This window comes from Streptomyces sp. NPDC002573 (genome assembly GCF_042889625.1).
Taxonomy (GTDB): Bacteria; Actinomycetota; Actinomycetes; order Streptomycetales; family Streptomycetaceae; genus Streptomyces; species Streptomyces gibsoniae.
Genome location: NZ_JBIARC010000024.1, coordinates 64502 through 86636 on the forward strand (window position 1 = coordinate 64502; position 22135 = coordinate 86636).

The window sequence follows — 22135 nt, forward strand, 5'->3', positions numbered from 1 at the left end:
TCACGGTCTCACTCGTCGCCTTCCTCCCCCTGCTGCTGCGCCGGGGCCCGGCCACGTCAAAGCGGTGTCAGGTTCCCCGTGGGCCGCGCCAAGGATCCGCCGACGACGGTGCCGGCCGGCCGCGGAAGGACTTCCGTGGGAGCAGAGAACACAAGAAGTCACCTTGGCCCGCAGGGGTGTTGAGCCGACGATGCGGCTGCCGCCAGCGTTCCGGCGACCGCACCCACAGGGGCCCCGTCACAGGAGGTGGCCCATGAGTACCCGCACAGCCCTCGAAAGGCTGCACGGCTTCCAGCCGATCCGCGGCCCCGCGGCCGCCTGGCCGGTACGTGACCGGCTCGCCCTACTATCCGGGCCGACTCATGCCCACCCCCGGCCCCGGGCCCGTACCACCGCTCCAGGCGCGACTGGTCGCGGTGACACTGGCCGACCAGACGGGCGCCGCACTCGACGCGGCGGGACCGCCGCACGAGGGCTGACGCATACGGCGGCCCGAGGCTCCCCGAGCCACGGGCCGCTCAGCCGGTTCCGGCACCACCGCCGTTGTGCCGGAACCGACGACTTCGATGCCGCTACTCCAGCCCCGACACCTTGAACACGGTCAGAGCGGTCTCACGGTCGACCCGCTGCTGGACGCGGCGCAGCGCGGTCTCCCCGCACATCAGGCAGCCCATCTCCGCCGATGTGCGCGCGTCCTCGTGCAGCCGGTGCCACAAGTCGGGGTTGTTCACCAGCACCTGGGGATCGAGCTCGACCCGCCCGCCGAACGCGTCCCGGAGCACCAGCCGCTGGGAGACGCCGTCCAGACAGCGCACCGACACCAGCAGATCGGTGCGGACCCGCTGCGTACGCAGCAGTCCGCGCGAGGCCAGCCACCCCTCGCCCGCGGTGACCCGCCGCGGGCACAGCACCACGAACAGCAGCAGGGACAGCGCGCACCACAGCGCGGTGCGCCCAGGAGTCGCTGTGCCGGCGCCCCAGTCGATCAGGAACAGCATCACGAGGAGCGCGGCCGCACAGCGGATCGAGCTGTGCAGCTCCTTCGTCCAGCGGCGGTCGGACAGCGCCCGCCCGGGTTCCGCCGTGGGCGCGCCGGTCACCTCGTGTCGCACGTGGTCACGCCCTTCCATACCGCCGACGGTAGACAGCGCGGAAGCCGGAGGAGAGGTGCCTTGATGGGACTCTGATGTGCCGGGCGTGCTTCTTGACGCCGTTGCAGCACTGTCGGTGTCGCCCACGTCACATCGGGCGTCAAGGCGACGTCAAGGTCGCCGGGCCCGGCGCGAAGAACGCGCAATGAGTGCACGGATCCGGCCGGAAGCGGCCAGAACCTTGGTGCACCCGCGTGTCGTCCCGCGCGCGGCCCGGGAGACCGAGCCGGAGCGGCTGTGGCAGTGGCTGCTGCAGAACCAGCGGGGTGCCGTGGTCGCCCATGCCGTACGGCGGGAGACCAACGCGGTGATCTGCCAGCTGCGCTTCCGGCTGTTCTGACTAATCCGCGTGCTCGACAGTCGCGCCTTGCCCCAGGTCACAGCGGTGTCCGTAAGAGTCCCGTCAAAGGCCTGACAGCCCCCGTAAGGGACCCGTCAACGGCAGTCGAATCCGGCCAGAAGGACGGTTTCCTCTAACCGTTCCAGTCCGATCCGAACCTCATTCCAGGAGTTCACGATGGCCGATGTGGCCTTCGTCGTCACCGTGCTCGCGGCTTTCGCGCTGGTGGCTCTCGTCGCCAAGGGGGTGACGAAGCTGTGACTGCCGAGAACATCGTCGGTCTGGTGGTGTCCGTCGCCCTGCTGGGCTATCTCGTCCTCGCCCTGATCTTCCCGGAGAGGTTCTGAGCACAGACATGGGTCCTGAACTCGCGGGCGTGCTTCAGCTGCTCGCTCTCATAGGCGCACTGGCGCTCGTCTACGTTCCCGTCGGCAACTACATGGCCCGGGTCTACTCCTCGGACAGGCACTGGCGTGTCGAGAAGTGGATCTACAAGGGCATCGGTGCCAATCCTGACGCGGAGATGCGCTGGCCGGCGTATCTGCGCGGTGTGCTGGCCTTCTCGACTGTCAGTGTCCTCTTCCTGTATTTGTTGCAGCGTCTGCAGGGTGTGCTGCCCGGTTCGCTGGGTTTCTCCGCGGTGAACCCGGCGCAGTCGTTCAACACGGCTGTGTCGTTCGTGACGAACACGAACTGGCAGTCGTACTACGGCGAGCAGACCATGGGTCACGTCGTGCAGACGGCCGGTCTGGCGGTGCAGAACTTCGTCTCCGCGGCGGTGGGTATCGCGGTCGCGGTCGCGCTGGTGCGTGGCTTCGTGCGTTCGCGCACGGGTGAGCTGGGCAACTTCTGGGCCGACCTGGTGCGTGGCACGGTGCGGATCCTGGTGCCGGGTGCGGTCATCGCCGCGGTGATCCTGGTGGCCTGTGGTGCGATCCAGAACTTCTCCGGTATCACGCGGTGGGCCAGTTCATGGGCGGCTCGCAGCAGTGGAACGGCGGCGCGGTGGCCTCGCAGGAGGCGATCAAGGAGCTGGGTACGAACGGTGGCGGTTACTTCAACGCCAACTCCGCTCACCCCTTTGAGAACCCGACTCCGTTCACGAACCTCTTCGAGATCTTCCTGCTGCTGGTGATCCCGTTCTCGCTGACCCGCACGTTCGGTGTGATGGTCGGTTCGGTGAAGCAGGGGTACGCGATCCTCGCCACGATGTTCACGATCTGGCTGGGTTTTGTCGCGCTGATGATGTGGGCGGAGTTCGCGCACCACGGGCCGGCGCTGCAGGCTGCGGGCGGGGCGATGGAGGGCAAGGAGGTCCGCTTCGGGGTCGGTGGTTCGTCGATCTTCGCGGTGTCGACCACGCTGACCTCGACCGGTGCGGTGGACTCCTTCCACTCCTCGTTCACGGGTCTGGGCGGCGGGATCACGGTGCTGAGCATGATGCTCGGCGAGATCGCGCCCGGTGGTACGGGTTCGGGCCTGTACGGCATTCTGATCATGGCGATCATCGCGGTGTTCATCGCCGGTCTGATGGTCGGCCGTACCCCGGAGTACCTGGGCAAGAAGATCGGTGCCCGGGAGATCAAGCTGGCGGCGATCTACATTCTGATCACTCCGGCTCTGGTGCTGGTGTTCGCGGCGGCCTCGATGGCGCTGCCGACCCCGCCGCACTCGATGCTCAACTCCGGCGCGCACGGTTTCTCCGAGGTGCTGTACGCGTTCACCTCGGCGGCGAACAACAACGGTTCGGCTTTCGCGGGTCTGAACGCGAACACCGACTGGTACAACACGATGACCGGTCTGGCGATGCTGCTGGGCCGCTTCCTGCCCATGGTGTTTGTCCTGGCGCTGGCGGGTTCGCTGGCGGAGCAGAAGCCGGTCCCGGTCACCGCGGGCACCCTGCGCACGGAGAAGCCGCTGTTCACGGGTCTTCTCGTGGGCGCGATCCTGATCATCACCGGTCTGACCTACTTCCCGGCTCTCGCGCTGGGTCCGCTGGCCGAGGGGCTGGCGTCATGACCACCCGTACAGAGAAGTCAGAGGACTCGATGTCCACAGCCACTCCGACCCGGGCGCCGCACAGCGATGTGCCCACCGGTCACAAGGACGAGGGCCGCGTAGGCGCGGGCCTCTTCGACCCCAAGCAGTTGGTCAGGTCGCTGCCGGACGCTTTCCGCAAGCTCGACCCGCGGGTGATGGTCAAGTCGCCTGTGATGTTCGTGGTGTGGATCGGCTCCGTTTTGACCACCGTCTTCTCCTTCAAGGACCCGGGCGACTGGTTCGGCTGGGCGATCAGTGCGTGGCTGTGGCTGACCGTCATCTTCGCGAATCTGGCGGAGGCGGTCGCCGAGGGCCGTGGCAAGGCGCAGGCGGACACCCTGCGCAAGGCCAAGACCGACACCGTCGCGCGGCGTGTGACGGGCGGCGCCGAGGAGCAGGTTCCGGGGACCGGGCTGAAGATCGGTGACCTGGTGGTCTGCGAGGCGGGCGACATCATCCCCGGTGACGGTGATGTCATCGAGGGTGTCGCGTCCGTCGACGAGTCCGCGATCACCGGTGAGTCCGCTCCCGTGATCCGTGAGTCCGGTGGTGACCGTTGCGCGGTCACCGGCGGTACGAAGGTCCTCTCGGACCGGATCGTCATCAAGATCACGACGAAGCCCGGTGAGACGTTCATCGACCGCATGATCAGCCTGGTCGAGGGCGCGGCACGGCAGAAGACGCCGAACGAGATCGCGCTGAACATCCTGCTGGCCTCGCTGACGATCGTCTTCCTCCTGGCGTGTGCGACGCTGCCGCCGTTCGCCGACTACGCCGGCACCCATCTGACGATGGTGGTGCTGGTGGCGCTGCTGGTGTGTCTGATCCCGACCACGATCGGTGCGCTGCTGTCCGCGATCGGTATCGCGGGCATGGACCGCCTGGTCCAGCGCAATGTGCTGGCCATGTCCGGTCGTGCGGTCGAGGCCGCCGGTGACGTCTCCACGCTGCTGCTGGACAAGACCGGCACGATCACGCTGGGCAACCGTCAGGCCTCCGAGTTCGTGCCCGTCCGCGGGACGACGGAGGCGGAGGTCGCCGACGCCGCGCAGCTGTCGTCGCTGGCGGACGAGACGCCCGAGGGCCGCTCGATCGTGGTGCTGGCGAAGGAGAAGTACGGGCTGCGTGAGCGGCACCAGGGCGAGCTGGCGCACGCCGAGTGGATCGCCTTCACCGCCCAGACCCGTATGTCGGGTGTGGACGTGGACGGCAGGAAGATCCGCAAGGGCGCCACGGCCTCGGTCATCGCCTGGGTCCAGGAACAGGGCGGCACCGTCGCGCAGGACGCGGGCACCATGGCCACCGGCATCTCCGAGGCCGGTGGCACCCCGCTGCTGGTCGCCGTGAACGACGAGCGCGGTGCGCGTGTCCTGGGTGTCATCCACCTCAAGGACGTCGTCAAGGACGGTATGCGGGAGCGGTTCGACGAGCTGCGCCGCATGGGTATCAAGACGGTCATGATCACGGGTGACAACCCGCTGACCGCGAAGGCCATCGCCGAAGAGGCGGGTGTGGACGACTTCCTGGCGGAGGCCACGCCCGAGGACAAGATGGCGCTGATCAAGCGGGAGCAGGCGGGCGGCAAGCTGGTCGCGATGACCGGTGACGGCACCAACGACGCTCCGGCGCTGGCGCAGGCGGATGTCGGTGTGGCGATGAACACCGGTACGTCGGCCGCCAAGGAGGCCGGCAACATGGTCGACCTCGACTCCAACCCGACCAAGCTGATCGAGATCGTGGAGATCGGCAAGCAGTTGCTGATCACGCGTGGTGCGCTGACGACGTTCTCCATCGCCAACGACGTCGCGAAGTACTTCGCGATCATCCCGGCGCTGTTCGCGGCGGTCTATCCGGGCCTGGACAAGCTGAACGTCATGCATCTGTCCTCGCCGGACTCCGCGATCCTGTCCGCGGTGATCTTCAACGCGCTGATCATCATCGCGCTGGTGCCGCTGTCCCTGCGGGGTGTGCAGTACCGGCCGGTCAGTGCGGACAAGATGCTGCGGCGCAACCTCGGGATCTACGGTCTGGGCGGGCTGATCGCCCCCTTCATCGGGATCAAGATCATCGACATGCTCATCTCCCTCATCCCCGGAATCGGCTGATCGCCATGAACAACTCGGTATCCGCCACGGCGCGGTTGCTGTGGGCGGGGCTGCGTGCCCTTCTCGTGCTGACGCTGGTGACCGGTGTCTTCTATCCGCTGGTCGTCACCGGCATCGCCCAGGGGCTGTTCCCCGGCAGGGCGAACGGCTCGCAGATCAAGGCGGACGGCAAGGTCGTCGGGTCGTCCCTGATCGGGCAGGCCTACAACCTGCCGTTGAAGAAGGGGCAGCAGACCCCGGACGCGGACCTGAAGTGGTTCCAGGGCCGGCCGGCCAACGGTCTCGGCGCGAACAGTGTGAACACCCGGTACAAGCTGCTGCTGTCGGGTGCCACCAACCTTGCCGCCGACAGCAAGACCCTGGTCAAGCAGGTGCAGGACGCCAAGGCCGCGGTCGTGAAGGACAACTCGGTGGCCGGTTACAGCGTGCAGCCCTCGCAGGTGCCCGCGGACGCGGTGACCTCCTCGGGCTCGGGTCTGGACCCGGACATCTCCACGGCCTACGCCGACCTCCAGGTCGACCGCGTCGCGGCGAAGAACCACCTGCCGCTCGCGCAGGTGGAGAAGCTGGTCAAGGACCACACGACCAGCCGCACCCTCGGCTTCATCGGTGAGCCCCGGGTGAACGTCCTGGAGCTCAACATCGCGCTCAAGGACCTCGCAGCGAAGCACTGAGGGCGCAGCATGGCCCCTACGGGAGCCGGCGGCCCGGAGTTGCTCCGAGCCGCCGGCTCCCGCCTTCTTCGTACCGGTCGACCGCCACCGGTATCGGTGATTCCGTACGAAAGGAGAGGCGCACGCCCATGAGCCGGGTGCTGGTGGTGGAGGACGACCCCCACATCGTTCGTGCCCTCGTCATCAACTTGCAGGCCCGTCGGTACGAAGTGCACGCGGCCCCTGACGGCGCGACCGCCCTGAGCCTGGCCGCGGTCCACCGGCCCGACGCGGTCCTGCTCGACCTCGGCCTGCCCGACATGGACGGAGTCAACGTCATCAGAGCGCTGCGCGGCTGGACCCGGGTGCCGATCCTGGTGCTGTCGGCCCGTCAGGCCGCAGGCGAGAAGGTGGCGGCCCTCGACGCGGGCGCCGACGACTACATCACCAAGCCGTTCGGCATGGACGAGTTGCTCGCCCGGCTGCGGGCCGCCGTCCGCCGCTCGGACCAGGGACCGCCCGCCCCCCGGACGGACCACGTCACGACCGACGACTTCACCATCGACCTGCTCGCCAAGAAGGCGGTACGCAACGGCCGTGAAGTGCGGCTCACCCCGACCGAGTGGCATCTGCTGGAGATCCTGGTCACCAACCCCGGGCGGCTGGTCACCCAGAAGTATCTGCTGCAGGAGGTCTGGGGCGTCTCGCAGAGCAGCAAGACCAACTATCTGCGGGTCTACATGGCCCAACTGCGGCGCAAACTGGAGCGGGACCCCGCGCACCCCCGCTATCTGATCACCGAGCCCGGGATGGGCTACCGCTTCGAGCAGTGATCCCCGCCCCGCTGACGCGCCCGCAGGGAGGCGTCAACAACGCGTCAGCGTCGGCCGGATCGCCGTCGGCGTCGCGTCACCGGGACTCGGAGGGCGGTGCGGACCGGCGTAGCGTCGATGCAGAGCCCCGGTCCGCCTCCCCGCGCAAGGCCGGGGCCATCAGTCACTTCACGCCGCCGGCATCGAGCCGTCACGGTCGGTAACCTCACGTCCCGGTTACGGAACCCTCAACCTCTGGTGGACGGGGAATGAGAAGGCGACGATGGGCACATGACTCTGGCCCAGCGCGCCCTGGAGCGACTCACGGTCTGGCCCGACCTCACGGCGGAGCCGGCCAGTTGCGGCACCGGGCGGGCTCTCCGCTCCCGGTACAGCGAGATCGTCCACTTCCACACGGACCACGAGGCGGACCTGCATCTGACCAGCGGCGCCATACGGCGCTTCTCCGGCGACCTCGCCGGATCGACAGCCATCCGCATGGTGCCCGGCTCGCGCTGGGTGACCGTCCGCCTGGACTGTGACACCGATGTCGACCTGCTGTTGAGCCTGGTCAGCGCGGCGCTGCACGCCCACCAGGCCCGTCCCCCGGCGGAGGCCCTTGTTCGCGAGACATGCAACTTCCGTCGTGTCACAGTGCTCCCCCGCGCGCGGCAGGGCGCCTGCGGCTGAACCACCGCCGATGGAGGCCCTGTTCGGCGATCTGCGCCCGGCCGGCACGTTTCGGGCGTGAGCGTCGCGGAGACGAAGGGGAGTGGCACTCAGGGAGCCGTCCCTCCCTGCCCGGTGGCGCGCCGCCGGGCGGCGTCGATCTCCGCGTACGTCCGGTCGCGTCCCTCCCAGTGCGAACCCTCCACCGACTTGCCGGGTTCCAGGTCCTTGTAGACCTCGAAGAAGTGGGTGATCTCCAGCCGGTCGAAGGTGGGTACGTCGCCGATGTCCTGCACGGACGCGTAGCGCGGATCGTGCGCCGGGACGCACAGGACCTTCTCGTCGGGACCCTTCTCGTCCTTCATCACGAACATGCCGACGGCACGGCACTCGATCACACAGCCGGGGAAGGTGGGGTCGCCCACCAGGACGAGGGCGTCGAGCGGGTCGCCGTCCCGGCCCAGGGTGTGGTCGATATAGCCGTAGTCGGCCGGGTACTTGGTGGACGTGAACAGCATCCGGTCCAGGCGGAGGCGGTGCAGTTCGTGGTCCATCTCGTACTTGTTGCGCGAACCCTGCGGGATCTCCACGATCACGTCGAATTCCACGACGGCCTCCTTGCCGGGCGGCCCGTGAAGCACGGATCTGTCCTTCCAGTCTGCCCCGCGGCCCCGGGCCCGACATCGGGACCGGGCGGCGACGGGGGAGGGCACGGTGATCGTGTAGGAGAGCGGAGGCCGGGTACCCGTGGACGCCGGCCGCCCATGTACCGCGGAAGGAGGGCCGGACGGTGCCCAGCATGCCCGAGGACGAGGCACGGCGACGGTTCACGGACGCCCGGGTGGCGTGTCTTGCGACCGTGGACTCCGCGGGACGGCCCCACCTCGTGCCGGTGGTGTTCGCACGGCGCGGCGACGACGGCATCGTCATGGCCGTCGACCACAAGCCCAAGCAGTCCCGCCGGTTGCAGCGGCTGCGCAACATCGCCGTCCAGCCGGTCGTCTGTCTGCTCGCGGACGAGTACGACGAGGAGTGGGAGCGGCTGTGGTGGGTACGGGCCGACGGAGGTGCGCGGATACTGCCGCCCGGCGCGCCCACGGCGCAGGACCGCGAGGAGTACGAGGCGGCCCTGTCCCTGCTGGCCCGGAAGTACCCCCAGTACCGGGAGATGCCGCCGGACGGACCGGTGACCGTGGTCGCCGTCCGCCGCTGGACCGGCTGGCGTGCCGCCGCCGAGCCGGACCCGGCCGGGTGAGGAGGCGGCGTACGCAGATGAGACCATCCGGGAGGATCCCATGAGCAGGCAGGTACGTGACGTGATGTCGCGGGGCGCGGTCGCCGTCGAACCGATGACCTCGGTGGCCCGGGTGGCCCGTCTGATGCGCGAGCAGGACGTCGGGGACGTCCTGGTGACCTACGACCGCGATCTGTTCGGCGTGCTCACCGACCGCGACATCGTGGTCAGGGCCGTCGCCGGGGACCGCGACCCGAACACCGTGACCGCGGGCTCGGTGTGCACCCGTCCGCCCGTGATCACCCTCTCGCCCGACGACACCACCGACCACGCGGTCGAGCTGATGCGCCGGCACGCCGTGCGCAGGCTCCCCGTCGTCGAGAGCGGCGGGTGCCCGGTCGGCATCGTCAGTCTCGGCGACCTCGCCGCCACGGAGGACCCGCGGTCCGCCCTCGCGGACATCAGCAGGGCCGAGCCGAACTGCTGAGACCGGCGCCTCACAGCCGGGTGTCGGGTCCGGTCCGCTCGTCGATCGTGGTGTCCCGCCGTATCCGCGCCGGTCGCGTGCCGTGCCGGTGCGTCGCCGCGGACACCGCGGTGGCCAGGCCCAGGCAGAACAGCAGCGCCAGGGCGAGGCCGGAGGCGAACACGGCAAGAGTGTTGATCGTGGCGATGTGGTGATCGAGCACGGACACGGTGTAGTCGGGGCCGCCGGTGAGGTTGCCTGCGATCGCCAGAGCGGTGAAGGCGACGGTGGCCGCGAGAAGAAGCAGTCCGAGGAACAGCATCCGAGTCATCTCCTCCGGAAGTAGCGGCACCGCCCGGGTACCCGCCCTGACCGGGACGAGACTGCGGGCGGGGCAGTTCCCCGGCCGCGCGTCGCCGTCACGCCCGGCAAGGGGCCCCGGCCTCACAGTGGCGTGTGGCCGGCGGTCAGCAGATAGGTGCCGTAGGCCACGGAGGCGACGGCGAGGGTGGCCCCGACCAGCAGGGCGTGTTTCGGGCGCAGCCGCCAGCTGCGCGCGAGGCCACGTGCGAGCGGGATCAGCAGGGGGAAGGCGGGCAGCAGGAAGCGCGGCTTCGAGGCGTACGGGCCCGAGCCGCCGATCGTGATCAGCACGAGCACGCCCGCGAAGACGATCAGCGCCAGCGGGGCGCCGTCGAGGCACAGCAGACAGAACAGCAGGACGGCCGCCACGACGATGACCAGCGCCAGCGGGTAGACGGCCCGGCCGCCGTGGGCGAGCAGTGACTTGAGGAAGTGCAGGGAGCCGACACCGAAGTCGAAGCGGGAGTCCCAGGCGCGCTGCACCGTGAAGTAGCCGCCGAACAGATCACCCGTATGCGCACCCACCCACAGGACGAAGCCCACCCAGCCGAGGGGCGCGATCGCGGTGCCGACCCACAGCCCGAGGGGCACCCGGCCGCGCCGTCTGACGATCTCCTGGATCGCCACGGCACCCACCGCCGCGGCCACGGCGAAGCCCGTGGGCCGCGACAGCCCGGCCAGCGCGGCCAGCACACCGGCCCACAGCCAGCGTCTGGTGAGCACCGCGTACAGGGACCAGGCGGCCAGCGCGGTGAGCACGGGCTCCGTGTAGGCGATGTCGAGGACGACGGAGTGCGGCATCGCGGCCCACACCCCGACGAGTGCGGTGGCGACCGCGCGGCCGTACAGGCGGTAGCCGATCGTGTAGATGCCGTACGCGGCCACCGCCGAGGCGGTCCAGGCGATCAGCAGGGCGGCGGCGCCCGGACTGATGGGCAGGACGGTATACACGACACGGATGAGTGCCGGATACAGCGGGAAGAACGCCCAGTCACGCTGCACGGCGCCGGTGGTGGCCAGGACATGGGTCTGGGTGCCGTAGCCGTGCTGGGCGATGTGCAGATACCAGCGGGAGTCCCACGAGTGCGCCAGACCCTTGAGCAGCGGATGGCCCATGTAGTGGTTCGCCAGGGCGATCGCCGCGAGTCCCGTGAGACGTATGGCGGCGAACAGGGCGAGGGCCGGTGCGGCACCAGGCAGGAGCCGGGTTCGGAAGGGAAGGCGGACGCGACGGTCTGTGCTCCCCGCCCGGGTTTGGGCGGCAGGGGCGGGCGAGAGTGCGCTCACACCTTGACCCTGCGTTATCGGCATGCGGTCCGCAACGTGAGGTTTGGCCATAGGTGGGTCATATACCACCGCTGTACGAGAATCTGTCGTGACTCAGTGCTGAACGAGGTGAGTGGAGCCTCGCGGAACGGCTCGCGCCGCGCTGCGCCATCCGGGTCATGTGGCCGCTGCGCGCGCGAACTTGGGGGGGCGCGTACGCCCTCGGTGTGTGCCCCCTGGCGTCCGCGCGGCCGGTCGGCCGCGGGGGCGCGCGCTCCGGTGCCGCGGGAGCCTTCGTAGGGTGGGCCGGTGACGAACAGCAACAGGCCGGTCGCCGTCTTCGATCTCGACAACACCCTCGCGGACACCGCGCACCGGCAGCGTTTCCTGGAGCGGAAGCCGCGTGACTGGGCGGCGTTCTTCGCCGCCGCGTCGCAGGATCCGCCGCTGGCCGAGGGAGTCACGCTCGCGCTGCGGACTGCCGAGGAGTGCGAGTTGGTCTATCTGACCGGACGGCCCGCGCGCTGTCGGCGTGACACGCTCGACTGGCTCGCCGCCCACGGACTGCCCGAAGGGCGGCTGTACATGCGGTCCGACGGCGACCGCAGGCCCGCCCGTGTCACCAAGCTGGAGCTGCTCCGTGGGCTGGCCCAGGGGCGTGAGGTCCGGATGCTCGTCGATGACGACGAACTCGTCTGCCAGGACGCCGAACGGGCGGGCTTCACCGTCGTACGGGCCCGCTGGGCATCCCCCTCCGCCGCACTGAGGGACGCTCAGGAGCGGGAGGGGCGTACGTGAGAGGACCTAGCTAGTCGCCCTCCTCCAGGCGGAAGCCCACTTTGAGGCCGACCTGGTAGTCCTCGATCCGGCCGTTCTCGATCCGGCCCCTTACCTGGGTGACCTCGAACCAGTCCAGGTTGCGCAGGGTCTGTGAGGCGCGGGAGATGGCGTTGCGTACGGCCTGGTCCACGCCCTCGGGCGAGCTGCCGACGATCTCGGTGACCCGGTAGGTGTTGTTGGTCATGCGGTGCTCCTCTTCGCGTGACGGACGCATGTCACTCCACCGTGCCGTACCGGGGATCGGTCCGCGACGTAGGGCGCCCTGCAATTAGTTGCACGCGCGGCATAATGGCAATAGGAATAAAAGGCGCGCGCGTGCAATTATGGATGGCGTCCACACGGTGACCATCCCGTGCCACGCAACGAGGAGTTTTCGCGTTGACCACCCTCTTCACCCCCTACAGCCTCAGGTCGCTGACCATTCCCAACCGCATCTGGATGCCGGCGATGTGCCAGTACAGTGCGGCGCCGGAGGGCGCAGCGGTGGGGGTTCCGACGGACTGGCACTTCACCCACCTCGCCGCGCGTGCCGCCGGCGGAACCGGTTTGATCATCACCGAGGCCACGGCCGTCAGCCCCGAAGGCCGTATCACCCCCTATGACCTGGGCATCTGGAGCGACGCGCAGGTCGACGCCTTCCGGCGCATCACCGCGTTCCTGAAGACTCAGGGCACTGTTGCCGGTATCCAGCTGGCCCACGCCGGACGGAAGGCGTCCACCGAGCGCACCTGGACGGACCGCGGACGCCCGATCACGCCCGAGGAGCCTTATGGCTGGACCCCGGTCGGTCCCAGCGGCCTTCCCTTCGACGAGGCGTCGACGACCCCCGACGAGCTCACCACGGACGGCATCCGCGGCATCGTCCAGGAGTTCGCCGACGCCGCCGAGCGGGCGCTCGAGGCGGGATTCGAGGTCGCCGAGGTGCACGGCGCCCACGGCTACCTGATCCACCAGTTCCTCTCGCCCCACAGCAACCACCGCACCGACGAGTACGGCGGTTCCTTCGAGGGCCGTACCCGCTTCGCCCTGGAGGTCGTCGACGCCGTGCGCGCCGTGTGGCCCGAGGAGCTGCCGGTCTTCTTCCGTATCTCCGCCACCGACTGGCTCACGGAGAACCCCGAGGACGACCGGGAGGGCTGGACCGGGGACGACACCGTCCGGTTCGCCAAGGAACTCCACGCCCGTGGCGTGGACCTGCTGGACGTCTCCACCGGCGGCAACGTCCCCGACGCGAAGATCGTGACCGGCCCCGGCTATCAGGTCCCCTTCGCCGACCGGGTCCGCAATGAGACCGGGATGCCGGTCGCGGCCGTCGGCATGATCACCGAGCCCGCCCAGGCGCAGGAGATCATCGCCTCGGGGAAGGCGGACGCCGTCCTGCTGGCCCGTGAACTCCTCCGCAACCCGTACTGGGCGCGCCACGCCGCCCAGGAGCTCGGCGGCGAGGTCATGTCCCCCATCCAGTACCACCGCGCATAGAACCGGCACCCCGGCGCGACACCCGCGGCCCCCTCACCCAAGAGGTGAGGGGGCCGCGGGCGTCGGACCGTCGGCGTCAGCGCGCCACGCTCAACGAGAGGGCGAACCTCCCCTCCGCGTCCGTCCACCAGTGCGTCAGCTCGAGCCCGGCCGAGGAGAGTTCACGCCGGACGCCGTCCTCGCGGAACTTCGCCGACACCTCCGTGCGCAGGTCCTCCCCGTCCGCGAAGTCCACCGCCAGGTCCAGCGCGGGGATCTTCACGGTCTGGGCCGTCCGCGCACGCAGCCGCATCTCGATCCACTCGTGCTCGGCGTCCCACACCGCCACATGGTCGAACGCGTCCGGATCGAAGTCGGCCCCCAGCTCACGGTTGACCACGGCCAGCACGTTCTTGTTGAACTCGGCGGTCACGCCGGCCGCGTCGTCGTACGCCGCGACCAGCACCGACTCGTCCTTCACCAGATCGGTCCCGAGCAGCAGGGCGTCCCCGGGCGACAGCAGGGCCCGTACGGAGCCGAGGAACGCCGCCCGCTCGGCGGGCAGCAGATTGCCGATCGTGCCGCCCAGGAACGCCACGAGCCGTGGCCCGGGCGTGTCCGGCAGGGTGAACTCCGCGGTGAAGTCGGCGATCAGCGCATGGACGTCGAGCCCGGGCCGCTCCGCGATCAGCGCGTGACCCGCCTGGGTCAGCGCGCTCTCGCTGACGTCCACCGGCACATAGGTGCGCAGTGCGGTCAGTGCGTCCAGCAGATGCCGCGTCTTCTCCGAGGAGCCGGAGCCCAGCTCGACCAGCGTCCGGGCGCCGGTCGCGGCGGCGATCTCCCCGGAGCGGGTGATCAGGATCCCCCGCTCGGCGCGCGTCGGGTAGTACTCCGGCAACTCGGTGATCTTTTCGAACAACTCGCTGCCGTGCGCGTCGTAGAACCACTTCGGCGGGAGTGTCTTCGGTGCGGTCGTGAGGCCGTGCAGCACATCCGCGCGCAGCGCGGCCTCGGTGGCGTCCTCGGGCAGGGTGCGGGTGACAAGGAACGGGCTCACGGGCGGGACTCCTCGGGTGGTGCGGGTGCCATGTCGTCGCGCGGGTCCTTGAGCGGGATCAGCAGCACGTCCGTGCGGGTGGCCGACAGCAGGGTGCGATCGGGCACCTCCCGCCATCGCGGATCGTCGTCGGACGGCTCGGAGGCCACGACGACACGGTTGCCGGGTCCGGTGAGGTACCACAGGGTGTCGCCCCACGCGGTCGCGCTGATCGTCTCGCCGTCGGTGATCAGCAGATTCAGCCGGGAGCCGGGGGCCGCCGAGGCGATCTCCAGCACGGTGTCCGCCATCGCCTTCCCGTCCTCGATGCCGGCCCGCAGCCGGTTCAGCAGCAGCGCCCACACGAACGCGGAGTCGCAGCGCGCCTCCAGCGAGAGCAGCTCCACCGGCGGCAGGGAACCGGCGAGCCGGGCCATCGAGTCCGGCCATCCGCCGACGGCCCCGTTGTGGCTGAACAGCCATCTGTCCCCGGTGTAGGGCGCCGCCGCGGCCTCCAGGTCGGGGTCGCTCCGGGTCGCGTCGCGCACCGCGGCCAGGACCGCGCCGGAGCGCACGACGCGCGCCAGATCGGCGAGGGAGGCGTCGGCCCAGATGGGACCGGCCCTGCGGTAGCGCGCCGGCACGGGGTCGCCCGCGGCGTACCAGCCGATCCCGAACCCGTCGGCGTTGACACACCCGTGCTGCTGCCGCCGCGGTTCCCACGCCTGCCGGTACAGGCTGTGCGGGGGCTCCAGGAGCACTCGCCCGAGCGTCTCCTCCGGTCCCAGGTAGGCGAGATGACGGCACATCACGCGTCCCTGGCGGTACGGAAGCCCGAGAAGATCTGCCGCCGGACCGGGTAGTCCCAGTTGCGGAACGTACCCCGGCAGGCCACCGGGTCCACGGCGAACGAACCGCCCCGCAGCACCTTGTACTCGGGACCGAAGAACACCTCCGAGTACTCCTTGTACGGGAACGCCGTGAACCCCGGGTAGGGCGCGAGATCGCTCGACGTCCACTCCCACACGTCACCGATCAGCTGCCGTACGCCGAACGCGGACGCGCCCGCCGGATAGCTGCCGACCGGTGCCGGACGCAGATGGCGCTGGCCGAGGTTGGCGTGCTCGGGCGCCGGGTCGGCGTCGCCCCACGGGTAGCGCCGGGAGCGGCCCGAGGCCGGGTCGTGGCGGGCCGCCTTCTCCCACTCGGCCTCGGTGGGCAGCCGGCGCCCCGCCCAGCGCGCGTACGCGTCCGCCTCGTACCAGCACACGTGCAGAACGGGCTCGTCGGGCGGTACGACCTCGGTGACGCCGAAGCGCCGCCGCAGCCACTGGCCGCCCTCGCGGCGCCAGAACAGCGGCGCCCTGAGGTCGTGGGTGCGGACATGGGCCCAGCCCCCGGGTGTCCACCAGCGCTCGTCGTCGTAACCCCCGTCTTCGATGAACGCCTCGTAGGCGGCGTTCGTCACGGGCAGGACGTCGATGTGGAACGCCGCCACCTCCCGCTGGTGCGCGGGCCGTTCGTTGTCCAGCGCCCAGGGCTCCGCCGAGGTGCCCATGGTGAACGGCCCGGCCGGCACGAGGACTTCGGCCGGTCCCGTGTACGGCGGCGCGGGGTCCGGGTCCGGAGCGGTGAGCGCCTGCGGGCCCCGGCGTAGCTGATGGGTGATCAGCATGGTCTCGTCGTGCTGCTGTTCGTGCTGGGCGATCATGCCGAAGGCGAAGCCCGCCTCCGTCAGCCGGTGCCCCTCGAAGGGCGTGCTCTCCAGCACGTCCAGGGCCCGCCCCCGCACCTCCGCGGCATAGCGGCGGGCCTCGTCGGGCGGCAGCAGCGGCAGCGAGGGCCGCTCGGCGCGGGGGTGCTCGAAGGCGTCGTACAGCCCGTCTATCTCAGGTCGCATGGCCTCGCGTCCGGCGACCGCGCGCAGCAGCCACAGCTCCTCCTGGTTGCCGATGTGCGCGAGGTCCCAGACCAGCGGCGACATCAGCGGGGAGTGCTGGGCGGTGAGGTCGGGGTCGTCCACACAGGTGGTCAGGAGCGCGGTGCGGTCGCGCGCCGCGGTCAGCGCGTCCAGGGCGCGTTCCCGCAGCGTGCCGGGGTCGATCGGTGACCGGGCGTCGGTCATGAGTGCGTGTCCTTCCCGTGGAACAGGGTGTCGTCCCCGTCGGAACGGGTGTCGTTCCCGTCGAACCGGAGCAGCAGATCGTCGGCGGGGCAGCGGCCCCGGGCCACATAGCGGTCGATGAACTCCGCGACGGCCTCCTGAACGTCGTCGGTGGCGCCGAGCCTGGGCAGCGCGTCGGCCGCGGCCGCGAAGCAGGCGACGGCGGCCTCGCGCAGCTCCGGGTCGGCCGGCCCCTCCCGCGCGGCGGTCACCCACAGCGCGTTGCACGGCGCCGGCTGCGAGTCCGCCCGCTCGGCCAGTGGTTTGACGATCCGGTACGCGGTCTCGGCGGCCTCCGGATCGTCGAACAGCGCCGTCGTCACGGCGAGCGGCACGATCCACCCGTCGTCGCCGGGCTGTGCGTCGATCATGCGGAGCTCGAGATGTCCGCGCGGCCGGATCGGCGGGAACAGGGTCGTGAGGTGGTAGTCGAGGTCACTGCGGTCCGGCGGGTCCGAGGACCGGGTCCAGTCCCGGAACGTCAGGCCGTCCGGTACATGCCAGGGACCGGGACCACCGCGGACGCACATCACGGGCGCGTCCATCACATGCCGGGCCCAGGCGGCCCGGGGATCGCCCACGAGGGGCGGCGCGCCCGAGCGTCCCGGATCCATGGCGGCCCACAGTGACTGCCGTGTCGAGCGCCAGCCCGTGGGCCGGCCCCGGGACAGCGGGGAGTTCGCGAACGCGGCGACGAGCACCGCGCCCAGCTGATGCGCCAGCCACCAGCGCCGTCCGTGCCCCAGGGGGCCGGGCTCCTCGTACCCCGCGTCCAGGCACACCTGGACGGAGGCCGACGAGCACATCATCGACCGTCCCTCGGGGCCGGTGCGGTCGAGGTAGCACTCCATGGCGTCGTAGCGGGGCTCGCGCAGAAAGCGGCGCGGAGGGTTCCATGGGTCGTGGCCGTAGCCGCTGAGGGCGAGATCCGCCTCGGCCAGCAGGGCGCGGACCGTATCGAGATCGGCGGAGACGGACCCTATGCACTCCATGAGGGAGGCGGCGGGGGCGGAGCTGAGTTCCAGCTGGCCGCCCGGTTCGACGGTGAGGGCCGAACGCAGGGGCAGGGTCCGCAGCGCGGTGTACACCGCGCGAAGACGTTCGGGTGGTGCCGGGAGCCACGGACTGCGCAGCTCGTGGACGAACCATTCCACTTCGACACCGAGCGTACGAGGCGGTCCGGTCTTGAAACAGATGCCGCGGACCAGCGCCTCCACCTCGGCTTCGGTGACTGCGGAGCGGGGCTCCGTACAGTCACTCACCGAATCGGACATGTCGGGATCCTCCTGAGATTCCACCATGCCGCCGGCCCGGCTTTCGGGTAGGCCGGGTCGGCGTCGCTCGTCCCACCCAAGACCCTCATGGTGCATTCGCACAAGAGTGCCCAGTGGAGCTTCGCGGACTGCTTCCTCCCTGTTGCCCAGGACCGGGACGGTGATTCCCGGGGCCGGGAAACTCTGTTGCGGCGTAGGACCAGCATCGCTCACCATGCGTTCATGAGCACGACGGGGGAGATCGGCCGGGCGCCATGGGCGACCGCGCGCCAGGTGCTCACGGCGCCCACGGGGGTGGCGCCATGAGCACGCGCCTGCGGTGGATCGCGCAGCGGACACAGGAGATCGTCGAGCAGGGCGCCTACGACACGTCCGAGGGACGTACGGTGACCATCTCGGCGGCCGTGCAGGCCGCCCGCGCCGGCACGCGGGTGTACGGTCCGGGGCCGGTGGAGACACCGCCGGTGCGCCCGGTGACCACGGCGTTCGGGGTGACCGGGGAGAGCAGTCTGGAAGCCGCCCGGCGCCTGCTGGACCGTTCGGGTGAACCGGTGGCCGTCCTCAACTTCGCCTCCGCCCGGAATCCGGGCGGTGGGTTCCTGAACGGCGCGCAGGCCCAGGAGGAGTCCCTGTGCCGGGCCTCCGCGCTGTACGCGTGCGTCCGCGAGGTCCGGGAGTTCTACGACCACCACCGCACCGACCCGGACGTCTTCTACACGGACCGCGTGATCCACTCACCGGCCGTGCCGGTCTTCCGCGACGACCGCGGGCGACTGCTGGAGGCGCCGTACCGGGTGGGCTTCCTGACCGCCGCCGCGCCGAACGCGGGCGTGGTGCTGCGCCGGACGCCGGAGCGCGCGGCCGAACTGCCCCGCGCCCTTGCGGCCCGCGCCGAGCGCGTCCTGGAGACGGCGGCCGCCTGCGGCTACCGGCGCCTGGTGCTGGGCGCATGGGGCTGCGGCGTGTTCCGCAACGAGCCGGCGCAGGTGGCCGGGGCGTTCCACGGACTGCTGGTCGGCGGACGGTTCGAGGGCGTCTTCGACGAGGTGGTCTTCGCCGTGCTGGACCGCACGTCCGCTGCGACGACACGGTCCGCCTTCGAACGGGCTTTCGCGGACGTGGGCGCGGCCTGACCCGGCCCCGGCCGCCCGACCCGGCCTCTCAGCTCCAGCCGTAGCGCTCCCGCAGCCGGTGCACCACGAGGTTGAACCGCATCCGGTCCAGCGCGCAGGCCTCCCGCCGCATCCCGTCCTCGTGCAGCCGCAGCACCCGGTCCACGTCCACCCAGGAGTCACGCCCCGAGCGGTCCCAGGGGCCGCTGCCTATCGGCACCCACTCCCGGTCGCCGTCGTGCCGCTTGCTGGACAGCTGCACGGCGAGCAGGGTGTCGCCCGGCTCCCGGGCGACCACGAGCACCGGGCGGTCCTTTCCGCGCCCGTCGTTCTCCTCGAACGGCACCCAGGTCCAGACGATCTCCCCGGGGTCGGGGTCGCCGTCGTGCGCGGGGGAGTATTCGGTCCGCACCCGGCCCACGGCCCGGGGGTCGGCCTCGGTGGTCGCGGAGGGGCCGTAGCGGCCGGGAACGTCTTCATCGGTAGAGGCAGTCACGCGGCTCACGGTAGAGCCTGGCCACGGGCGGGTCCCCACCGGGTACGGCGACCTGAGGCACCGTCAGCCGGGCCCCAGGGCCGCACCGGTGGCAGGGAGTCGCCAGGACGCCACGACTCCGCCGGGTCCTCCCGCCCTACGACTGTGGCGGGTTGTCCCGGTCCCGCGGAGGCTGGAACTGGTCCCGGAGCGCGTCCGGGCCCTTGTCGGCCTGTCCGGCGGGACGGCCGGACATCGCGTCGTCGGCGGCCCGGCCGGCTGTGTCGTGGCCCTGGCCGATGCGCTCCCCGTGTCCCTTCAGCATCTGCTTGAGCTTGTCCATCATGGACATCATGACCTCCTTGCCGATCTTCCCCCTCCCTCCAGCATCGGCGCGCCACGGCGAGGGTGCATCCGCTGCGGCACCGGGCGGCGCGGCGGCCGGTCGGTGCGGGCCGGAGGACCGATCGGCGGTGCCGGGATGCGCCGGTCATGGACGCGCGATGGGATGAGCAGGACACCTCACCCGAGGGCACGGGCATGATGGCCGTCCAAGAGATCGTCGAACAAGCGTCGTGGAGGCACATATGGCCACTGCACGGGACCTGTTGACCGTCGCGCTGGACGCCGACCCCGGCCGTCGTGCCGAACCGGGTGACCTGTCGCTCGGGCTCGCGGGCGCCGAGCTGCTGGACCTCATGGATCTACGGGCCCTCACCCTCGACGGCGTGCTCATCGCGCCGAGCGACCCGCCGGTGACGGACGACCGCCTGCTGCGGGAGGCCGCGGCGGCGTTGAGGCGGCAACCGCCGTACGAGTCGGTCGAGGACTGGCTGTGGCGCCGGGGCCAGGGGCTGTCCTCGGTCTATCTGACCGCGTTCGAGGAGGAGGGCCTGCTCGCCCGGCAGCGCCGCCGCTGGCTGCCCGCCTTCACCGGCGAGGCCACCCCGGCCGACTCCCCGGCCCGCCGGCAGGCGGCGGACCGATGGGCCGCCGGGGAGCCCGTGCTCGCCACGCTCGGGGCGACCATCGGCATCCGTGACGCGCCGGAGGAGGAGGCCCCGGAGGTCACCGAGGGCGCGACGGGAACCGTGCTGGCCGCCGTCGACGACGCGATCACGGAACTGACCGCCGTACGACAGCGGCGGGCCGTCGAGAAGGCGGCCTTCGACAACATCTGGCGGGGCCCGGCGTGACCGGGGGCCGGCGAGCAGTGCCCGGCCCTCCTGCCCGGGCCCTGCCGCCACCTGTCAGGACGGTGAGGTGAGCCGGCGCCGGGGTCCTGCGGGAACCGGCGTCCCGGCCGGTCAGCGGTGTCCGAGCCGGTCAGCCTCCACGACCGCCGCGGCGAACGCCTCCGGGGCCTCCTGCGGCACGTTGTGGCCGACGCCCGGCAGCGTCCGGTGCACATACGGCCCGGAGAACTTCCCCCGGTACGCGGCGCCGTCGCCCGCGGGGGTGAACGGATCGGCCCCGCCGTCCAGCGTGACCGTGGGCACCCCGATGACGGGTCCCGTGGCGAGCTGTCGTTCCAGGGCGTCGTAGCGCGGATCGCCCGCCGCCAGCCCCAGCCGCCAGCGGTAGTTGTGGATGACGATCGCGACATAGTCCGGGTTGTCGAAGGCGGCGGCGGTGCGGTCGAAGGTGGCGTCGCTGAAGTGCCACGTCGGCGAGTTGAACGTCCAGACGAGCCTGCCCAGATCACGCCGGTACCGATCGAGGCCGAGCCGTCCCCGCTCCGTGGCGAAGTAGTACTGGTACCACCAGGCCCACTCGGCCCTGGGCGGCTGCGGTTGCCGGTTGGCCTCCCGGTCGGTGATCAGATACCCCGTCACGGAGACCAGTGCCCTGCACCGCTGCGGCCAGAGCGCGGCGACGATGTCGGCCGTCCGGGATCCCCAGTCGTAGCCGGCGAGGACGGCCTTGTCGATCCTCAGCGCGTCCATCAGGGCGATCAGGTCGAGGGCGAACACCGACTGCTGCGCGTCGCGGAACGTGGTGTCCGACAGAATGCGCGTCGTGCCGTGGCCACGGAGATAGGGGACGATCACCCGGTAGCCCCGGGCCGCCAGCAGGGGTGCCACGTCGACATAGCTGTGTATGTCGTACGGCCAGCCGTGCAGCAGTACGACGGCGGGGCCGTGAGCGGGTCCGTCCTCGGCGTGGCCGACGTCGAGGACCCCGGCCTTGGTCTGCCGCAGCCCGGCGAAGGACGTGTGGTCCTGCCGGGCCGCCGGGGGCGCGGATGGCGGCGTGGCGTGCGGGGCGGCCCCGGCGGCGGCCGCGGATGCGCCCGCGCCGGCCCATGGCGCCCCGAACGCACCGGCACCCGCGAGTCTGCCGAAACTCCTCCTGCTGAACATCCGGCACCTGCTCTCCTCAGTCGTACGGCTGCGACGGCCGTGTGCGGATCGCCCGAGTCCTCCTCCGGCCGGTGACGCGGCATCGGACGGCGGCGTACGGCCCTTCGGGTGACCCGGCAGAGACCGACGGGATCCGCCCGGCACGCGGGGCCGGAGTGGGCGGACGGGCCCGGCCACCGGGCCCTTCCTGCGGCCCTCAACGCCTTCGGGCCCCTTCGGGGTCGCGTCGGCTCGGCCTCGCCCAAGCGTCTCCCGGCGCTCGTCCGGGGTGCGCGCACAGCGGCGGGCGCCGCGATACTGAAACGAGTTCG

Annotated in this window: 24 protein-coding genes and 1 pseudogene; 13 read left to right on the forward strand and 12 right to left on the reverse strand. The window is 70.8% G+C overall.

Features of this window, described 5'->3' with window-relative positions; all coding sequences use genetic code 11:
• Positions 1-572 precede the first annotated feature (572 nt).
• On the reverse strand, positions 573-1130 hold the full coding sequence (locus tag ACFYX0_RS22860; RefSeq protein ID WP_388972682.1) for a hypothetical protein: 558 nt from the start codon (positions 1128-1130) through the stop codon (positions 573-575).
• Positions 1131-1296: 166 nt separating this feature from the next.
• Here ACFYX0_RS22860 and ACFYX0_RS22865 point away from each other — a divergent pair, with 166 nt between their 5' ends.
• From ACFYX0_RS22865 to ACFYX0_RS22895, 7 genes and pseudogenes are all read left to right on the forward strand, one after another.
• The gene (locus ACFYX0_RS22865) at positions 1297-1491 is read left to right on the forward strand and encodes a hypothetical protein (protein WP_388972765.1); all 195 of its coding nucleotides are present in this window, start codon (positions 1297-1299) and stop codon (positions 1489-1491) included.
• 257 nt (positions 1492-1748) lie between these two features.
• Positions 1749-1838 (forward strand): K(+)-transporting ATPase subunit F, encoded by a 90-nt coding sequence (gene kdpF, locus ACFYX0_RS22870; protein WP_355924234.1) that lies wholly within the window; start codon positions 1749-1751, stop codon positions 1836-1838.
• Positions 1839-1846: 8 nt separating this feature from the next.
• Positions 1847-3510 (forward strand): annotated as a pseudogene (kdpA, locus tag ACFYX0_RS22875) (potassium-transporting ATPase subunit KdpA).
• Positions 3507-5636 (forward strand): potassium-transporting ATPase subunit KdpB, encoded by a 2130-nt coding sequence (gene kdpB / locus ACFYX0_RS22880; protein WP_388972684.1) that lies wholly within the window; start codon positions 3507-3509, stop codon positions 5634-5636. The pseudogene kdpA and the gene kdpB overlap by 4 nt, the downstream one beginning before the upstream one ends.
• Positions 5637-5641: 5 nt before the next feature.
• Complete coding sequence (locus tag ACFYX0_RS22885; RefSeq protein ID WP_388972686.1) at positions 5642-6310, forward strand: potassium-transporting ATPase subunit C; 669 nt, start codon at positions 5642-5644, stop codon at positions 6308-6310.
• 128 nt (positions 6311-6438) lie between these two features.
• A complete protein-coding gene (locus ACFYX0_RS22890; protein ID WP_388972687.1) occupies positions 6439-7122 on the forward strand; it encodes a response regulator in 684 nt (227 codons plus the stop codon).
• A gap of 270 nt (positions 7123-7392) precedes the next feature.
• On the forward strand, positions 7393-7791 hold the full coding sequence (locus ACFYX0_RS22895) for a luciferase family protein (RefSeq protein WP_355913370.1): 399 nt from the start codon (positions 7393-7395) through the stop codon (positions 7789-7791).
• 89 nt (positions 7792-7880) lie between these two features.
• Here ACFYX0_RS22895 and ACFYX0_RS22900 read toward each other — a convergent pair whose 3' ends face one another.
• Positions 7881-8378, reverse strand: coding sequence for an inorganic diphosphatase (locus ACFYX0_RS22900; protein WP_311699329.1), 498 nt, complete (start codon positions 8376-8378; stop codon positions 7881-7883).
• A gap of 182 nt (positions 8379-8560) precedes the next feature.
• Here ACFYX0_RS22900 and ACFYX0_RS22905 point away from each other — a divergent pair, with 182 nt between their 5' ends.
• Together ACFYX0_RS22905 and ACFYX0_RS22910 are read left to right on the forward strand one after the other, a co-directional pair.
• Positions 8561-9025, forward strand: coding sequence for a TIGR03668 family PPOX class F420-dependent oxidoreductase (locus ACFYX0_RS22905; RefSeq protein ID WP_388972689.1), 465 nt, complete (start codon positions 8561-8563; stop codon positions 9023-9025).
• Between the two features lie 40 nt (positions 9026-9065).
• Entirely contained in the window at positions 9066-9491 is a 426-nt protein-coding gene (locus ACFYX0_RS22910; RefSeq protein ID WP_311699331.1) for a CBS domain-containing protein, read from the forward strand.
• A gap of 10 nt (positions 9492-9501) precedes the next feature.
• Here the strand turns inward: ACFYX0_RS22910 and ACFYX0_RS22915 are convergent, their stop codons facing one another.
• Entirely contained in the window at positions 9502-9792 is a 291-nt protein-coding gene (locus ACFYX0_RS22915) for a hypothetical protein (RefSeq protein ID WP_355913363.1), read from the reverse strand.
• Between the two features lie 122 nt (positions 9793-9914).
• Positions 9915-11120 (reverse strand): hypothetical protein, encoded by a 1206-nt coding sequence (locus tag ACFYX0_RS22920; protein ID WP_388972690.1) that lies wholly within the window; start codon positions 11118-11120, stop codon positions 9915-9917.
• Positions 11121-11408: 288 nt separating this feature from the next.
• Here ACFYX0_RS22920 and ACFYX0_RS22925 point away from each other — a divergent pair, with 288 nt between their 5' ends.
• Positions 11409-11897, forward strand: coding sequence for a hypothetical protein (locus ACFYX0_RS22925; protein ID WP_388972692.1), 489 nt, complete (start codon positions 11409-11411; stop codon positions 11895-11897).
• A gap of 10 nt (positions 11898-11907) precedes the next feature.
• Here ACFYX0_RS22925 and ACFYX0_RS22930 read toward each other — a convergent pair whose 3' ends face one another.
• Positions 11908-12123, reverse strand: a complete 216-nt coding sequence (locus ACFYX0_RS22930) for a dodecin (RefSeq protein ID WP_355913354.1) — start codon at positions 12121-12123, stop codon at positions 11908-11910.
• 194 nt (positions 12124-12317) lie between these two features.
• Here ACFYX0_RS22930 and ACFYX0_RS22935 point away from each other — a divergent pair, with 194 nt between their 5' ends.
• Positions 12318-13418 (forward strand): NADH:flavin oxidoreductase/NADH oxidase, encoded by a 1101-nt coding sequence (locus tag ACFYX0_RS22935; RefSeq protein WP_388972694.1) that lies wholly within the window; start codon positions 12318-12320, stop codon positions 13416-13418.
• Between the two features lie 76 nt (positions 13419-13494).
• On the opposite strand, the gene egtD is transcribed toward ACFYX0_RS22935, so the two are convergent.
• From egtD to egtA, 4 genes are read right to left on the reverse strand one after another with little or no spacing between them, the layout of a single operon-like run.
• A complete protein-coding gene (egtD, locus tag ACFYX0_RS22940) occupies positions 13495-14457 on the reverse strand; it encodes an L-histidine N(alpha)-methyltransferase (RefSeq protein ID WP_388972696.1) in 963 nt (320 codons plus the stop codon).
• Positions 14454-15245, reverse strand: coding sequence for an ergothioneine biosynthesis protein EgtC (egtC, locus tag ACFYX0_RS22945; protein WP_388972698.1), 792 nt, complete (start codon positions 15243-15245; stop codon positions 14454-14456). Before egtC ends, egtD begins: the two co-directional genes overlap by 4 nt.
• Positions 15245-16561: an ergothioneine biosynthesis protein EgtB gene (gene egtB / locus ACFYX0_RS22950; protein ID WP_388972699.1), complete on the reverse strand. Its 1317-nt coding sequence runs from the start codon at positions 16559-16561 to the stop codon at positions 15245-15247. Before egtB ends, egtC begins: the two co-directional genes overlap by 1 nt.
• Positions 16558-17874: an ergothioneine biosynthesis glutamate--cysteine ligase EgtA gene (egtA, locus tag ACFYX0_RS22955; RefSeq protein WP_388972701.1), complete on the reverse strand. Its 1317-nt coding sequence runs from the start codon at positions 17872-17874 to the stop codon at positions 16558-16560. The genes egtB and egtA overlap by 4 nt, the downstream gene beginning before the upstream one ends.
• Positions 17875-18176: 302 nt before the next feature.
• Between egtA and ACFYX0_RS22960 the strand changes: the two genes are divergently transcribed.
• A complete protein-coding gene (locus ACFYX0_RS22960) occupies positions 18177-19007 on the forward strand; it encodes a TIGR02452 family protein (protein ID WP_388972703.1) in 831 nt (276 codons plus the stop codon).
• Between the two features lie 28 nt (positions 19008-19035).
• Here the strand turns inward: ACFYX0_RS22960 and ACFYX0_RS22965 are convergent, their stop codons facing one another.
• Both ACFYX0_RS22965 and ACFYX0_RS22970 read right to left on the reverse strand, forming a co-directional pair.
• Positions 19036-19482: a type II toxin-antitoxin system PemK/MazF family toxin gene (locus ACFYX0_RS22965; RefSeq protein ID WP_355913333.1), complete on the reverse strand. Its 447-nt coding sequence runs from the start codon at positions 19480-19482 to the stop codon at positions 19036-19038.
• Between the two features lie 136 nt (positions 19483-19618).
• The gene (locus tag ACFYX0_RS22970; protein ID WP_388972705.1) at positions 19619-19816 is read right to left on the reverse strand and encodes an antitoxin; all 198 of its coding nucleotides are present in this window, start codon (positions 19814-19816) and stop codon (positions 19619-19621) included.
• A 232-nt stretch (positions 19817-20048) separates the two neighbouring features.
• Here ACFYX0_RS22970 and ACFYX0_RS22975 point away from each other — a divergent pair, with 232 nt between their 5' ends.
• A complete protein-coding gene (locus tag ACFYX0_RS22975; RefSeq protein ID WP_388972707.1) occupies positions 20049-20657 on the forward strand; it encodes a GPP34 family phosphoprotein in 609 nt (202 codons plus the stop codon).
• Between the two features lie 111 nt (positions 20658-20768).
• On the opposite strand, the gene ACFYX0_RS22980 is transcribed toward ACFYX0_RS22975, so the two are convergent.
• Positions 20769-21824, reverse strand: coding sequence for an alpha/beta fold hydrolase (locus tag ACFYX0_RS22980; RefSeq protein ID WP_388972709.1), 1056 nt, complete (start codon positions 21822-21824; stop codon positions 20769-20771).
• Positions 21825-22135 lie beyond the last annotated feature (311 nt).

Coding starts and splice junctions, on each gene's coding strand:
- ACFYX0_RS22860 (WP_388972682.1), bottom strand. CDS start 1,130: ATGGAAGGGCGTGACCACGTGCGACACGAGGTGACCGGCGCGCCCACG.
- ACFYX0_RS22865 (WP_388972765.1), top strand. CDS start 1,297: ATGAGTGCACGGATCCGGCCGGAAGCGGCCAGAACCTTGGTGCACCCG.
- kdpB (WP_388972684.1), top strand. CDS start 3,507: ATGACCACCCGTACAGAGAAGTCAGAGGACTCGATGTCCACAGCCACT.
- ACFYX0_RS22885 (WP_388972686.1), top strand. CDS start 5,642: ATGAACAACTCGGTATCCGCCACGGCGCGGTTGCTGTGGGCGGGGCTG.
- ACFYX0_RS22890 (WP_388972687.1), top strand. CDS start 6,439: ATGAGCCGGGTGCTGGTGGTGGAGGACGACCCCCACATCGTTCGTGCC.
- ACFYX0_RS22895 (WP_355913370.1), top strand. CDS start 7,393: ATGACTCTGGCCCAGCGCGCCCTGGAGCGACTCACGGTCTGGCCCGAC.
- ACFYX0_RS22910 (WP_311699331.1), top strand. CDS start 9,066: ATGAGCAGGCAGGTACGTGACGTGATGTCGCGGGGCGCGGTCGCCGTC.
- ACFYX0_RS22915 (WP_355913363.1), bottom strand. CDS start 9,792: ATGCTGTTCCTCGGACTGCTTCTTCTCGCGGCCACCGTCGCCTTCACC.
- ACFYX0_RS22930 (WP_355913354.1), bottom strand. CDS start 12,123: ATGACCAACAACACCTACCGGGTCACCGAGATCGTCGGCAGCTCGCCC.
- egtC (WP_388972698.1), bottom strand. CDS start 15,245: ATGTGCCGTCATCTCGCCTACCTGGGACCGGAGGAGACGCTCGGGCGA.
- egtB (WP_388972699.1), bottom strand. CDS start 16,561: ATGACCGACGCCCGGTCACCGATCGACCCCGGCACGCTGCGGGAACGC.
- egtA (WP_388972701.1), bottom strand. CDS start 17,874: ATGTCCGATTCGGTGAGTGACTGTACGGAGCCCCGCTCCGCAGTCACC.
- ACFYX0_RS22960 (WP_388972703.1), top strand. CDS start 18,177: ATGAGCACGCGCCTGCGGTGGATCGCGCAGCGGACACAGGAGATCGTC.
- ACFYX0_RS22970 (WP_388972705.1), bottom strand. CDS start 19,816: ATGATGTCCATGATGGACAAGCTCAAGCAGATGCTGAAGGGACACGGG.
- ACFYX0_RS22975 (WP_388972707.1), top strand. CDS start 20,049: ATGGCCACTGCACGGGACCTGTTGACCGTCGCGCTGGACGCCGACCCC.
- ACFYX0_RS22980 (WP_388972709.1), bottom strand. CDS start 21,824: ATGTTCAGCAGGAGGAGTTTCGGCAGACTCGCGGGTGCCGGTGCGTTC.